Source organism: uncultured Proteiniphilum sp. (assembly GCF_937873925.1).
Taxonomy (GTDB): domain Bacteria; phylum Bacteroidota; class Bacteroidia; order Bacteroidales; family Dysgonomonadaceae; genus Proteiniphilum.
Window position 1 is genome coordinate 12,950 of sequence record NZ_CALNAT010000084.1, and the last position, 15,923, is coordinate 28,872.

The following is a 15,923-nucleotide window of genomic DNA, read 5'->3' on the forward strand; positions in this document are numbered from 1 at the left end:
GTAATTCATAATTTATGAAGAACGGGAAAAACGATAACAAAATGAAGCCCTGGGTAGGATGGGTACTCTTTTTCGTTACACTGGGAGTAGTATTCCTACTGGGAATGCTTGCGGCTTCCATTACCCAGCGAAGGGCCGAGATAGCAAGCGTGATGAACAACAGGAAAGTGGAGATCGCGGGTATAGAGTCGAGGAGCGAGGTATTCGCAGTGAATTATCCGCGTGAATATGAAACATGGACCAAGACGGCAGATACCACATTTCAAAGCGAGTTTAACGGGAGCAGCGCGGTGGACGTACTCGCACAACGCCCAGAGATGGTGATCCTGTGGGCCGGTTACGCTTTCGCGAAAGATTACGGCACACCGAGAGGACATATGCACGCGGTCGAAGATGTACACCACTCACTGCGTACCGGGGCGCCCATGACTCCCGACGCAGGGCCGCAGCCGGCTACCTGCTGGACATGTAAAAGTCCCGACGTACCGCGGCTGATGGATTCGGTGGGAATTGCCGAATTCTACAAAGAGAGTTGGGCGCATTGGGGACACGAAGTGGTCAATCCCATCGGCTGTGCCGATTGCCATGATGCCGGAACCATGGATCTGAAGATCAGCCGCCCGGGCCTTATAGAGGGATTTGCAAATATGGACCTGGACATCAGGGAAGCCACCCACCAGGAAATGCGCTCACTGGCCTGTGCGCAGTGCCATGTGGAATATTATTTCACACCCGAAGGCAAGTACCTGATCTTCCCCTGGCACAATGGTACCACCATGGAGGGAGCGGAGCAGTATTACGACAGCATCGGTTTTGCCGACTATACGCACGCGCTGAGTAAAGCGCCCATCATCAAGGCACAACATCCCGATTATGAGATATTTAAAACGGGCATACATGCCCAACGGGGCGTATCGTGTGCGGATTGCCATATGCCCTATATTTCAGAAGGCGGCGTAAAGTACAGCAGCCATCATATAAGAAGTCCCCTCGCGAGCATGAACAATACCTGCCAGGTATGCCACAGGGAGACGGAAGAGGATCTCAGGAACGCCGTGTATGAACGGCAGCGTAGTGCAGACCAGATCCGTAACCTGGTAGAGGAAGAACTTGCAAAAGCGCACCTTGAAGCCCAGTTCGCGTGGGAAAAAGGGGCTTCCGAGACACAAATGCACAACGCCCTGCAACTTATCCGTCAGGCGCAATGGCGCTGGGATTACGCAGTCGCTTCGCACGGGGGTTCCTTCCATTCTCCGGTTGAATTCCAGCGTATCCTCTCCATGGGTCTGGACCGTGCGCACAAAGCCCGGTTTGAAATCTCCAAAGTATTGGCAGAAATCGGTTTTACCGGCAATGTTCCCCTGCCGGATATCTCCACAAAAGAGAAGGCGCAGGCCTATATCGGGCTCGACATACAAAAGGAAAAGGCCAACAAGAAGAATTTCCTGGAAAACGTTGTTCCCCAATGGCTTGAAATGGCAAAAGCCAATAACCGGCTGGTAAGTCTGCGATGAAAAGTCCTTCCCGTAAGATCTGGGAGCAGCCGTGGGGGTATGCGGAAGGTTTTATCATGGCGGCAGGCGTCCTGTTGTCGGGGTTGCTCCTGCAATTCGCAGCCGGGAATATCGAGACCGCCCTTTTTGCTTTCCCCGTCAATACTATTCTCGGAGCCCTTTTCGTTGCGGGGATTCTGGCTGTCCATTTTCTAGCCGGAAAAAGCAGGACGGTCAGATGGCTGTCAGGGGTATATGCCACCATTCCGGCGTTAGCCGCCCTGCTCACACTCACCGTGATCCTGGGATTGGTCCCCCAATTTCCTGCCGGTACGGGCCGGGAGCAATTGCCTCCTCACCTTTTCAGTTCTCCCGGCTGGTATCAGATGATCCATTCATGGCCATTCGTATTACTCTGTTTTTACAACCTGACCATCCTGGGACTTGTCACTCTGAGACGGACAACCCGGAAGCAGAGCTGGCGCGACATCGGATTCTATCTGAATCATCTCGGCCTGTTCATCGCCCTGCTGGGCGGATTACTGGGAAGTGCCGATATGGAACGGCTCACGATGAGCATACAGGAAGGGCAGGTGGAATGGCGCGGAACCGGTAAAACGGGGGAAATAAAGGAATTGCCTGTTGCCATCCAATTGGATACCTTTATGATAGAGGAATATGAACCCAAATTAGTCATTATCGAAAACGAAACGGGAAAAATGTTGCCCGCCTCGCGCCCCGAAACCTATATGTTTGAAGGAGTGGGAAAAACCGCCCGTTTGGCGGACGTAACCCTTGAAATAACGGATTACCTGCCGCACGCGGCTATCTTCAGGGACTCTACTTTCCTGAACGTGGTTCCCATGATGATGGAGGGAGCTACCGCGGCCATCAGGGTGAAAGCGGACAAACCGGGTCTCGGTCAGCCTATGGAGGGATGGGTCAGCAACGGCAGTTACCTCTTCCCGCACCTCCTGTTGCAGATTGATGAAGAAACAAGCGTGGCCATGCCGCTGCAGGAGGTAAGAAAATACAGTTCGCATGTGACTGTATATACGGAAGCCGGAAGTACAAAAGAAGCGGTGATCGAAGTCAACAGACCGCTGCAGGTAGAAGACTGGATGATCTATCAGTACAGCTACGACGACTCGAAAGGTAAATATTCCGGCACATCCGTCTTCGAGTTGGTGCGCGACCCCTGGTTGAAAACGGTTTACATAGGCATCTTCATGCTGCTTGCCGGGGCGCTTTTCCTGTTTATCGCGGGACCTAAAAAAAGCATATCATGACCTGGGATTCATTCATATACTTTGCGGTGGGAGCCGTACTGCTTTGGGGCAGCGGAGCTGCCCTTGCATACCGGAGCAAACATAAACTATGGCCGGCATGGCTGACTGCAGCCGGATTGATCCTGTTTTCGCTTTTCATAGCCGGGCTGTGGATCTCGCTGGAGCGTCCACCCCTCCGCACCATGGGTGAAACACGGCTCTGGTATTCCTTTTTCCTCCCCGTGGCGGGACTCCTCACCTATCTGCGTTGGAACTACAAATGGATACTCTCTTTTACCACTGTGCTCTCCACGGTATTTATCATCGTCAATATCGTAAAGCCCGATATTCACAACAAAGTGCTTATGCCGGCGCTGCAAAGTCCCTGGTTCGCCCCTCATGTTATTATTTATATGTTCTCCTATGCTATTCTGGGTGCCGCAACGCTGGTAGCCATCTACTATCTGGCCAGGGAAAAGAAAATCACCCACAAAGCCCGCCTCATGGAGATGACAGACAGCATGGTGTACGCCGGCATCGCCTGCATTACGCTGGGCATGCTGATGGGAGCCATCTGGGCAAAAGTGGCGTGGGGACATTATTGGAGCTGGGATCCGAAAGAGACGTGGGCGGCCGCCACCTGGCTGGGATACCTGCTCTATATCCATTACCGGTTGAAAAAGAACGCGTCGGACAAAACCTCGATGATCCTTCTGGTCCTCGCGTTCATCTTATTGCAGATATGCTGGTACGGCGTCAATTACCTCCCCTCGGCGCAACAAAGCATTCATACTTATTCCTCCTGAAATATTGCCAGCACAGCTTAGAACCCGTTTCCATGGTACTGTTCTTCGTGAAACGGGGACTTCAGGTTATCCTTTTCATTATTCCAGGGTGAGAATTTCCTTGAAAATAGACATTTCATTCTCAAAATAGTTACTTTTGCAATGAATTTACGCCATTCAATGTGAAACGGAATTCATATGACCGCCCATTTGTGTATTTTTGATACAAAAAGACTGAAAAATCAAACATAAAGTTAAATTTTATCGGATTATATTACTTTTTTATCGTTTTCATTTGGATTGTCAAACAAATTGATTATTTTTGCAGCAGATTGTTTACTCAAATATAAAATCGCGGGTGTAAAAGCCTCCATTTATCAAATTTACCTCTATTATGTCAACATTACGTTTTAAAGCAGTAGAAGAAGCATCCAAGAGAACGCCCTTAGAAGTGACGCCTCCTACACAACTCCCTTCCGAGTATTATGGCAAATATGTATTCAACAGGACACAGATGTCGAAATATCTCTCCAAAGAGACGATGAATATCGTACTGGAAGCGATTGACCGGGGAACCACACTGTACCGGGGGATTGCCGATCACGTGGCAGCCGGCATGAAAATGTGGGCCATGGAGATGGGCGCGACTCATTACACGCACTGGTTCCAACCGCTCACAGAAGGTACTGCCGAAAAACATGACTCTTTCATCGACTACATAAACGGCCCCGACGGGGGGATTATCGAGAGATTCTCGGGTAAACTGCTGGCACAGCAGGAGCCCGATGCGTCGAGTTTTCCCAGCGGCGGCATCCGCAATACTTTCGAAGCGAGAGGGTATACCGCATGGGATCCTTCTTCACCCGCTTTTATCATCGACGATACATTGTGTATTCCCACCGTTTTTATCTCCTATACGGGAGAGGCGCTGGACTACAAGACACCGCTGCTGAAATCGCTTTCGGCTGTAGACACGGCGGCAGTGGAGGTTTGTAAACTGTTCCATCCCGAGGTAAAAAAAGTCTACTCATACCTTGGATGGGAACAGGAATATTTTCTGGTGGACCAGGCGCTCTATGCCGCCCGGCCTGACCTGAGCCTTACAGAGCGCACCCTTATGGGGCATGAAAGCGCCAAGAACCAGCAATTGGAAGACCACTACTTCGGGGCAATCCCCCCGCGCGTGGCATCTTTCATGCGTGAGGTGGAACTCGAGGCTTATAAATACGGTATCCCGTTAAAAACCCGCCACAATGAGGTGGCTCCCAACCAGTTTGAATTGGCTCCCATCTACGGAGAGACCAATCTCGCAGTCGACCAGAACCTGTTGATAATGACGCTTATGCACAGGATAGCCGTCAAACATCATTTTAAGCTGCTACTGCACGAGAAACCGTTCGCCGGCATAAACGGGTCGGGTAAGCACAATAACTGGTCGCTGGGTACAGATACCGGGATCGGCCTGTTCACCCCCGGCAAGACCGCCAATGAGAACCTGCTGTTCGTCACCTTCCTGGTGAACACGTTGATGGCAGTGTACAAACACAACGGATTGCTGAAAGCCTCCATCATGTCGGCCAGCAACGCACACCGCCTGGGAGCCAATGAAGCGCCTCCGGCCATCATTTCCATCTTCCTGGGAAAACAGATCACGGCCGTACTCGATAAGATCGAACAGAGCTCCGAAGACGACGACATCACCGTGGACGAACTGAAACAGATGAAATTAGGTGTGGCGCATATCCCCGAAGTGCTGATTGACAACACCGACAGGAACCGCACATCACCGTTTGCTTTCACCGGCAACCGTTTCGAATACAGGGCCGTAGGCTCATTGGCCAACTGCTCATCGGCAATGACTGCGCTGAATGCGGCAATGGCTGCCCAGTTGATCGACTTCAAGAAAGAGATCGACCTGAAAATAAAAAAGGGGATGAAGAAAGAGGAGGCCATCTTCGATACGCTCCGCCTCTACATCAAGGAGTCCAGGCCCATTCGTTTCGACGGTAATGGCTACAGCGAAGAGTGGAAAGAAGAAGCCAAAAGACGCGGACTCGACTGCGAAACCAGTGTTCCCCTGATCTATGACATCTATACATCCAAAGAATCGGTAGAAATGTTCGAGAGCATCGGCGTACTGAACGAAAAAGAACTGCATGCCCGCAACGAGGTGAAATGGGAGACCTACACCAAGAAGATACAGATAGAAGCCCGTGTATTGGGCGACCTCTGTATGAACCACATCATCCCGGTCGCCACGGAATACCAATCGATGTTGCTGGATAACATATATAAAATGCATGCCGTTTTCGACAAGGAGAAAGCGGACAGGCTGTCAAAGGAAGATGCTGCCCTTATCGAGGAGATCGCAGACCATATATCGGCTATAAAAGTGAATGTGGACGATATGGTAGAAGCCCGGAAAGCGGCCAACAAACTGGAAGATGCCCGCGAAAAAGCCGTAGCCTACCATGACAAGGTGGAGGTCTACTTCAACGTGATCCGCTATCATGTAGACAAACTGGAACTGATCGTGGATAATCAGATGTGGACCCTACCCAAATACAGAGAGCTGCTATTCATCAGCTAAACGTCAGTATCCGACAACGATAAACATTTATTTGGAATAGCAGATAATTGATTATCTGCTATTTTTTTGGCTAAAAACTAAAAACGACGCAAAATGAGACAAGAAAATATATTCCGGGATCTCCGGCAATTCGAAAAAGAGTCGCTCTATTCATTCCAGAACGAGCATGATGCCTGCGGCGTCGGCCTGGCAATGACATTAACGGGCGAGAAGTCCCACGACATTGTGGAGAAAGGGCTGCAGGTGCTGGAGAATATGGTGCACCGGGGCGCTGAAAGCGCCGACAACATCACCGGCGACGGGGCGGGGATACTGGTACAGCTCCCGCATGAGTTCATTCTACTGCAGGGTATTGCCGTTCCGCCGGAAGGGAGATACGGTACCGGCCTCGTCTTCCTGCCGCAGGAAGACGAAAAAAGGAATTATTGCCTCTCTATCATCAAAGAGAAAGCTTATGAAGAGGATCTTTCGCTCTTCTTTATCCGGGATGTGCCGGTCAACAGCGATTGTCTGGGTGAAATCGCCCTGGTCAGCGAACCGGTGATCAAACAGTTGTTCGTTACCGGTCATGTTTCGCCTGATGAGTTGGAGAGAAAACTCTATATCCTGCGAAAAAGAGTGGAGAAGGCCATCTATGCCTCGGCGATAGCGGAAGAGCGAAGTTTTTATATAGTAAGCCTCTCTACCCGGCAGATGATCTACAAAGGGATGTTGTCGTCGATACAGCTTCGTCAATACTTTCCGGATCTCACCAACCCCAACTTCACCAGCCGGATCGCGCTGGTCCACTCCAGGTTCAGCACCAACACATTCCCCACATGGGACCTGGCGCAACCGTTCCGGATGCTGGCGCACAACGGCGAGATCAACACCATCCGCGGGAACCGGCAATGGATGCAGAGCCGTGAGAGCGTATTGCAGTCGGACCTGTTCGCCGATATGGAGGAACTCTACCCGGTAGTCCAGCCCAATATGAGCGACAGCGCCTCCGTCGACAATGTACTGGAATTCCTGGTGATGTCCGGCAAATCGCTCCCGCACGCTATGGCGATGCTGGTTCCGGAAAGTTTCAATGAAAAAAATCCCATCCCGGACGGGGTGAAAGCGTTCTACGAATACCACAGCATGCTGATGGAACCGTGGGACGGGCCGGCCACGCTTATCTTCAGCGACGGGCGTTACGCGGGCGGAATGCTTGATCGGAACGGGTTACGGCCGGCACGATATACTATCACCCACAGCGGCGTCATGATCATGGCATCGGAAACGGGTACCCTCGCTTTCGAGCCATCCGACATCAAACAGATGGGACGGTTGAAGCCGGGAAAGATGATGATGATCGACACGCTGACCGGCACCATCTATTCTGATACAGAGTTAAAAGAGACATTGGCAAAAGGCTTTCCTTACCGTGAATGGTTGAGCAGGAACTGCCTCAAGCTGGATGATATCTCTTCGGGACGAAGCGTGAACAACAATGTCGGAAACTACGAGACCCTGCTGAAAGCATTCGGCTATTCGGTGGAAGATATCGACATACTTATCAAACCGATGGCATTGGAAGGGAAAGAACCTGTCTCCTCGATGGGTAACGATGTGACGCTGGCGGCGCTGTCAGACAAGCCGCAACGACTGTTCAACTACTTCCGGCAACAGTTTGCACAGGTGACCAATCCTCCCATCGACCCGATCCGGGAGGAACTGGTGATGTCGCTGACCGGCTACCTGGGCGCCGTACATCAAAATCTCCTTAAAGATATACCCGCACTATCGGGTATTGTGAAGGTAAAAAGCCCTATCCTGACCAACACCCAGTTCGATATCCTGTTGAACCTGCGGTACAAAGGATTCTCCTCTGCCATTATCCCCATGCTGTTCGATCCGAAAAGCGGTGCTGAAGGGATGCGTAGGGCACTGGAACAGATGTGTGTTTCAGTCGAAAAAGCGATCGATGAAGGCAAAAATTATATCGTATTGAGCGACAGAGGTGTGGATGCGGAACATGCGCCTATCCCTTCCCTGCTCGCCACATCAGCCGTACACCATTACCTGGTGGAGAAACGCAAAAGGATGCAGATCGATATTGTAGTGGAGAGTGCCGAGCCGCGCGAAGTGATGCATTTCGCCCTATTATTCGGATTTGGCGCCAACGCCATCAATCCTTACATGGTCTTCGCCATCCTTGCGGAAAAGATAAAAGCGGGCGAGATCGCGCTTGATCTCGCTACGGCAAAGAAAAACTATATCAAATCGATCAACAAAGGGCTACTGAAAGTGCTTTCCAAAATGGGGAACTCCACCCTGCGGAGTTATCGCGGCGCACATATCTTCGAAGCCATCGGCATTTCATCCTCGCTGCTGGAAAGCTACTTCAAAGGAACCTCCTCAAAGATAGAAGGGATCGATATGGAGGATGTAGCCCATGAAGTGTTGCAACCATTCATCGAAGCGTTCTACAGCGACGACAGCGAACCTTTCCATCTCCAGAACCTCGGGAATTACGCCTACAGGATTGATGGAGTGTACCACGCCTGGAACCCGGAAACTATCGCCCGGCTGCAGATAGCCACCCGGACAAATAATTATGAGCTGTTCAAGGAATATACTGCATTGGTAGACAACAAAGAGAAACCCGCCTTTATCCGCGATCTGCTCGACTATTCCCGCAATCCCATCGATATTTCAGAAGTGGAACCGGCAGAAAACATTATGAAACGTTTCTGCACCGGCGCCATGTCTTACGGCTCCATCAGCAAGGAAGCACATGAAGCCATGGCCATCGCAATGAACATCATCGGCGGACGCAGCAATACCGGTGAAGGGGGTGAAGATCCGGAACGGTTCCATCCGCAGGCCGACGGCCTGTCGCGCCGGAGCGCCATCAAACAAATCGCTTCCGGCCGGTTCGGGGTCACGACGGAGTACCTCGTGAATGCCGATGAACTGCAGATCAAGATCGCCCAGGGGGCAAAACCGGGCGAAGGGGGACAGTTACCCGGTTTCAAGATAGACGATATCATTGCCCGGACGCGGCATTCTATCCCCGGCATCACCCTGATCTCTCCCCCGCCCCATCACGATATTTATTCTATTGAAGATCTGGCGCAGCTTATCTTCGACCTCAAGAACGTGAACCCGAACGCGAAGATCAGCGTGAAACTGGTCTCAGAAAGCGGTGTTGGCACCATCGCCGCCGGCGTGGCGAAAGCCAAAGCCGACCTGATCGTTATCAGCGGCGCGGAAGGGGGCACCGGCGCAAGCCCCGCCAGTTCGATCAAGCACGCGGGATTACCGTTAGAGATCGGCCTGGCGGAAACGCAACAGACACTGGTAGCAAATAATTTACGGGGGGTGGTCACGTTGCAGACTGACGGGCAACTTAAAACCGGACGCGACATTATAATGGCTGCATTACTCGGCGCCGAAGAATTCGGTTTTGCCACCAGCGCACTGATTGTACTGGGGTGTGTGATGATGCGCAAGTGCCATCTGAACACCTGCCCGGTAGGAGTCGCCACCCAAAACGAAGAACTGCGGAAACGGTTCGTGGGACGACATGAATACCTCGTCAATTTCTTCCGTTTCCTGGCGCAGGATACGCGCGAACAACTGGCGGAAATGGGATTCAGGTCGCTGGATGAGGTGATCGGCAGGGCTGACCTGCTGGAACGCAAGCATTTTCAGGAATTGCCTAAGACCGGAAAGATCGATCTGGCAAAGATCATCTACTTCCCGAAAGAAGCAAACCGCTACGCTATCAGGAGAACGGCTACCCAACATCATAAGATTGAGGATGTATTGGATCGTATGCTTATCTCCGAAGCGCTTCCGGCCATCGAACTCCAACAATCGGTGGGCATCAAGGCGGCAATAAAAAACACGGACAGGGCAGTGGGTGCCATGCTGTCGGGCGCCATTGCCGGTCGGTACGGGCAAAAGGGGCTGCCGGAACACACCATCTCGGCCTATTTTGAAGGATCGGCCGGGCAGAGTTTCGGCGCATTCCTGGCTGGAGGCGTCACCTTTTACCTGCATGGCGACTGCAACGATTACCTGGGTAAAGGGTTATCGGGAGGACGTATCATCGTGGCACCGGCCAAAGGCAGCAATTTCAAATCGGAAGAGAATATCATCTGCGGTAACACATCGCTCTACGGCGCTACCTCGGGAGAGGTGTTTATCAGCGGCATCGCCGGCGAACGTTTCTGCGTAAGGAACTCGGGCGCCACCGCTGTGGTGGAAGGAGCCGGCGACCATTGCTGCGAATACATGACCGGTGGTTGTACGGTCGTGCTCGGAAGCACCGGAAGGAATTTTGCGGCCGGGATGAGTGGCGGCGTAGCCTATGTATTGGATGAGAAAGGTGATTTCGACTTTTACTGCAATATCCGTATAATCCCTATTATATCTGAATTTCAATATGGAAATGGTGGAACTGACACTGCTGGAAGAGATATCCGACATCAGAGAATTGAAAAACCTGATATCCAGACACAGTCAATACACCAACAGCGAAATAGCCCGGCGTATCCTCGACAACTGGGAGTTTTACGCAGGTAAATTCATCAAAGTAGTGCCTATTGAATACAAGAAAGTGCTGCAGGAAAAGAAGATGGCGGCATTGAACCAAAAAATCGCCGTGGTGGAAAGAGATTATTAAAACGACAACATTATGGGAAATCCAAAAGCATTTATGACGATACCCAGGAAAGAGGCCGGATATCGTCCCGTAAGCGACAGAATATATGATTACAGCGAAGTAGAGCAGACACTCAACAGGGAAGACCGCAAGTTGCAGGCAGCCCGGTGTATGGACTGCGGCATCCCGTTCTGCCACTGGTCCTGCCCCCTTGGGAATAAAATGCCCGAATGGCAGGATCATATCTACAAAGGCGAATGGAAAAAGGGAGTAGAAGTATTGCAGGAGACGAATAACTTTCCGGAATTTACCGGGCGGGTTTGTCCCGCGCCTTGCGAGAAATCCTGTGTGCTTGCGCTACACGAAGCCCCGGTGACCATCCGGGAGAATGAGGCGGCCGTGACCGAAGTGGCGTTCAGGGAAGGCATGATAAAAGCCCATCCGCCGAAACACAGGACAGGCAAGAGAGTGGCCGTCATCGGCTCGGGGCCGGCAGGATTGGCGGCAGCCCAGCAGCTGAACAGGAAAGGGCACTCTGTCACCGTCTTCGAAAAGGATCACAGACCGGGCGGACTGCTCAGGTACGGCATCCCTAATTTCAAACTGGCCAAACAGGTCATCGACCGCCGGCTGGCATTACTTATCGAAGAGGGCATTGAATTCAGCACCAATACGGAGGTAGGAAAACAGATCTCGGGAGCGGAGATCATGAGGGAATATGATGCCGTCTGCCTGGCAGTGGGCGCCGGACAACCAAGGGACATCACTCCGGAGGGACGTGAGCTGCAAGGCATTCACTTCGCCATGGATTTTCTCTCACAACAGATCCGTATCCTTCAGAAAGAGGAACCCGATACCGCCGAAAGAATATCGGCAAAAGGGAAGCATGTGTTGGTGATCGGCGGAGGCGATACCGGCTCCGACTGTGTGGGCACGTCGATAAGGCAGGGGGCCGAAAGCGTGACGCAGATCGAGATCATGCCTAAACCACCCGTGGGGCATAACTCCGCTACCCCATGGCCGAGCCCTTACCCGCAGGTACTGAAAACCTCCTCATCACACGAGGAGGGTTGCGAACGCCGCTGGCAACTGAATACGCTGATGTTCCGCGGAGAAAAAGGACAGGTGAAAGAGGCGCTGGTAGAAGAAGTGAACTGGGAGAAAGACGGGAACGGCCGCTTCGGTATGGTTTCCACAGGCAGGAAAGAAGTACTGAAAGCCGACCTGGTACTGCTGGCGCTCGGCTTCGTGCATCCGGTCCAGGAGGGTTTGTTGAATGAATTAGGCGTCAATTATGATGTCCGGGGAAATGTGGCGGTCGACAAACAGCATCACAGTACTGTCCCCAAAGTTTTCGCCACCGGCGATGCCGTGATGGGAGCCAGTCTCGTGGTGAAAGCCATCGCCTCGGGCAGAAAAACCGCCGAGAATATTCATCAGATGCTAATGCAGCAAGAGAACGCGGCACTTTCCGTATCATCGGCAGCATCCCTTTTATCACAATAACATCCATTCATCAATCAATAAGAAATTGCTAAAATCCGGTTATCCCCCGCCGTAAGCAGATGGTTTCATCCGGATTTATGGCTGCATCACCCCAATTTCTTTGTAGAAAAGGGAAAGACCTCTCCAAAGAAGATGGATTTATAAGATAAATTAAAAACAGGAAATAACATGTGTGGAATAGTTTGTACATTCAATATAAAAAGGCCGGAAGAACAATTACGCCCTCAACTGCTGAAAATGTCGAGGAAATTGCGTCACCGCGGACCCGACTGGTCGGGTATCTTCTCTTCCGATAAAGCACTCATGGCGCACGAACGCCTCTCGATCATCGACCCCGCGTCGGGGAAACAGCCTCTTTACAGCAAAGACGGTAAACTGGTGCTGGCCGTGAACGGCGAAATTTATAACCACCGGGAGATCCGGAAGCAATACCAGGGCAAGTATGAATTCCTCACGCGGTCTGATTGTGAAGTTATCTTAGCGCTGTACCGGGATAAGGGGACCGGCTTTCTGGATGATCTGAATGGTATTTTTGCCTTTGCCCTGTACGACACCGAAAAAGATGTTTTTTTGGTGGGACGTGACCATATCGGGATCATTCCCCTCTATCACGGATGGGACAAGGATGGAGCCTACTATGTCGCATCGGAGTTGAAAGCGCTGGAAGGGTATTGCAACAGGATTGAAGAGTTTCCTCCCGGGCATTACTATTACAGTGGCGACGAGCAACCCCGGAGATGGTATTCCCGCGAGTGGACGGAATATGACAATGTGAAAGGGAATACTTCGGATGTACAACTTCTCAGAAAAGCACTGGAAGACGCCGTACAACGCCAGATGATGAGCGATGTGCCTTACGGGGTACTGCTTTCGGGCGGACTGGACTCTTCCATCATTTCCGCTATCGTCAAGAAATTCGCTGCGAAACGGGTAGAAAGCGACAACCGCGAAGATGCCTGGTGGCCGCAACTCCACTCCTTTGCCATCGGCCTGGAAGGATCGCCCGACCTGGCGGCGGCACGAAAAGTGGCAAGCCATATCGGGTCGGTGCACCACGAGATTTATTACACCATTCAGGAAGGAATCGACGCCATCCGGGACGTAATCTACCATATCGAAACATATGACGTGACGACTGTCCGCGCAAGTACGCCGATGTATCTCATCGCCCGCTTCATTAAATCGATGGGGGTGAAGATGGTGCTTTCCGGCGAAGGGGCCGACGAGATCTTCGGGGGATATCTCTATTTCCACAAAGCTCCCAACGCTGAAGAGTTCCACAAAGAAACCGTCCGGAAACTGGGTAAATTGTACCAGTACGACTGTTTGCGGGCCAATAAATCGCTGGCATCGTGGGGAGTGGAAGGACGCGTACCCTTCCTCGACAAAGAATTTATGGATGTAGCCATGCGCCTCAATCCCAAAGACAAGATGGCGGGGAACGGAAAGATTGAAAAGCATATCCTGCGCCAGGCATTTGAAGATTATCTGCCCGCAGAAGTTGCCTGGCGCCAGAAAGAGCAGTTCTCCGACGGTGTAGGATACGGCTGGATCGACACCTTAAAAGAGATGGCGGCCCACGAAGTAACGGACGAACAGATGGCCAATGTACATCATCGCTTTCCCATCAATCCGCCGTTAACCAAAGAAGAGTACATGTACCGCTGTATCTATTCCGAACTGTTCCCGTCGGACAGCGCCGCCCGGTGCGTTCCGTCCGTTCCGTCGGTAGCATGCAGTACGCCTGTCGCCCTGGAATGGGATGAGCAATTCAGGAAAAATGCCGACCCCTCAGGCAGAGCGGTCGGCCAAGTACATGAGCACGGATATCAGCAGGCGCACTGAGCCTCATGAATTCGTATACATGATTCCGGAAGACCAGACACCAAAAGCATCAGCACGCACTGAGCCGGGCGAATACCCGGCTTTATGCCCCGGTCGGGTTAAACATACTCGTCGCCGTAACGGAACTTCACATCCGTCACGAAGTGTTTGATCCGCTGCTCCTCGCTTTTCTTGCAGATCATCAATACATTGTCCGACTCGGCCACAATATAACCGTCAAGACCCTGTAAGACGACCAGTTTATCCTCACTCATCGCGACGATATTGTCGTTGCTCTCGACAAACAGGGTTTTGCAGTGCAGGTTGGCGTTGCTCTCCTCATCCTTCCCTGAAATTTCATGCAGAGCACCCCAGGTTCCCAGGTCGCTCCAGCCGAAATTGGAGATGTTCACATAGACGTTATCAGCTTTCTCCAGGATACCGTAATCGATGGATATATTGGGACAGAACGGGAAACTGGCATCGATAAACTTTTTCTCTTCAGGCGTGTTGAACAACTCTTTTCCCTCACTGAATTTCTGATTGATATCCGGAAGGTATTTTTTGAAAGCATCCATGATGGTGTTTACATTCCACAGGAAGATACCCGAGTTCCATACAAACTCTCCGCTGTCGACAAACTTTTTGGCCAGTTCGAAATTAGGCTTCTCGGTAAACGCTTTCACTTTGTAGATTCCGCCTGTCTCTTCCTCATTCACCTGAATATATCCATAACCTGTTTCAGGACGACTGGGTTTAATTCCCAGCGTGAGTAGAACCGGGTTGCTGTTTACAAAGTCCAGTCCCTTTTGGATATCGGCCACGAACTCATCCGTCTTCACGATCAGGTGATCCGAAGGGGCGACGACTATATTCGCATCGGGATCAACCGCTTTTATTCTGAAAGAAGCGTATGCGATGGCAGGAGCGGTATTCCTCCTGATCGGCTCCAGCAGAAGCTGATCCTCTTTCAGTTCCGGCAACTGCTTCTTCGTCATTTCGGCGTACGCATCGTTCGTCACAATATATATGTTCTCAACCGGAACAATCTGTTTAAACCGGTCGAAGGTACTTTGCAGCAATGACCGTCCCGTTCCGAAGAAATCAAGAAATTGTTTGGGTTTTCCCTCCTTGCTGAAGGGCCAGAAGCGGCTTCCTACCCCGCCGCTCATTATGACACAATAATTATGATTGTTTCTCATTCCTAAGATTATATATGTATTTTAAAATGAAATTTACGTCGGTTCATATCTGTCATTTTACGGGTTCAATAAATTTAGCTTAACGAAAACGTTCCTTATTAGTTAAATAACGTCCTTTCGCAACAATTTGTTTATGGTCTCCGCAAATTTGCCCTTAAAGATACAAAACAAAACCGAAACCACATCGGAAAGCAGTCGGAAACGAACATGAGAATTATTCCCTAAAGTTAACCGTTTGAATCTTGTTCTACTCTCACTTAACGAAATAACTGCTATCTACCACATAGTACAAATAATCTTCCCCCCATATCCTAACGAAAAGAGAAGAGAACCGCACAAAATCCATAAAACATTTTCGACCTTTAGTCTTCCCTCTGGAAAACGAGAGGCGGTGACATTCCAACCAAACAGAGGTATAGCATCACTGACATATGCATTCGACCACAAAGACAGACGATCAAAACTTCAAATAAAACATGAATTACACCCCATACTCGCAAAAAAGAGCGGTAACTTATTTTAAAATACCAAAAATATGCGTACTTTTGCATTCACTTTTGGTAATGCCCAGATGGCGGAATTGGTAGACGCGCTGGTCTCAAACACCAGTGGATTC

7 protein-coding genes and 1 pseudogene are annotated in these 15,923 nt (G+C 51.0%); 7 read left to right on the plus strand and 1 reads right to left on the minus strand.

From position 1 onward, the window contains the following. Positions 1-14 precede the first annotated feature (14 nt). The 7 genes and pseudogenes from nrfA to asnB all read left to right on the plus strand — a co-directional run bounded on the left by nrfA (position 15) and on the right by asnB (position 14,126). On the plus strand, positions 15-1,514 hold the full coding sequence (nrfA, locus tag Q0502_RS06070; RefSeq protein WP_298648462.1) for an ammonia-forming cytochrome c nitrite reductase: 1,500 nt from the start codon (positions 15-17) through the stop codon (positions 1,512-1,514). Beyond that, positions 1,511-2,782 carry a cytochrome c biogenesis protein ResB gene (locus tag Q0502_RS06075; protein WP_298648465.1) on the plus strand — a complete coding sequence of 424 codons (1,272 nt, stop codon included), beginning with the start codon at positions 1,511-1,513 and terminating at the stop codon, positions 2,780-2,782. Before nrfA ends, Q0502_RS06075 begins: the two co-directional genes overlap by 4 nt. Beyond that, positions 2,779-3,567, plus strand: a complete 789-nt coding sequence (gene ccsA, locus Q0502_RS06080; protein ID WP_298648468.1) for a cytochrome c biogenesis protein CcsA — start codon at positions 2,779-2,781, stop codon at positions 3,565-3,567. Before Q0502_RS06075 ends, ccsA begins: the two co-directional genes overlap by 4 nt. Positions 3,568-3,940: 373 nt before the next feature. Continuing rightward, complete coding sequence (locus Q0502_RS06085) at positions 3,941-6,136, plus strand: glutamine synthetase III (RefSeq protein WP_298648471.1); 2,196 nt, start codon at positions 3,941-3,943, stop codon at positions 6,134-6,136. A gap of 93 nt (positions 6,137-6,229) precedes the next feature. Further along, positions 6,230-10,796: pseudogene (gene gltB, locus Q0502_RS06090) on the plus strand (glutamate synthase large subunit). A 12-nt stretch (positions 10,797-10,808) separates the two neighbouring features. Then, positions 10,809-12,281 (plus strand): glutamate synthase subunit beta, encoded by a 1,473-nt coding sequence (locus Q0502_RS06095; protein ID WP_298648475.1) that lies wholly within the window; start codon positions 10,809-10,811, stop codon positions 12,279-12,281. Positions 12,282-12,449: 168 nt separating this feature from the next. Next, positions 12,450-14,126: an asparagine synthase B gene (gene asnB, locus Q0502_RS06100; protein ID WP_298648478.1), complete on the plus strand. Its 1,677-nt coding sequence runs from the start codon at positions 12,450-12,452 to the stop codon at positions 14,124-14,126. Positions 14,127-14,224: 98 nt separating this feature from the next. On the opposite strand, the gene Q0502_RS06105 is transcribed toward asnB, so the two are convergent. Beyond that, positions 14,225-15,307 (minus strand): mannose-1-phosphate guanylyltransferase, encoded by a 1,083-nt coding sequence (locus Q0502_RS06105; protein ID WP_298648481.1) that lies wholly within the window; start codon positions 15,305-15,307, stop codon positions 14,225-14,227. Between the last annotated feature and the right edge of the window lie 616 nt (positions 15,308-15,923).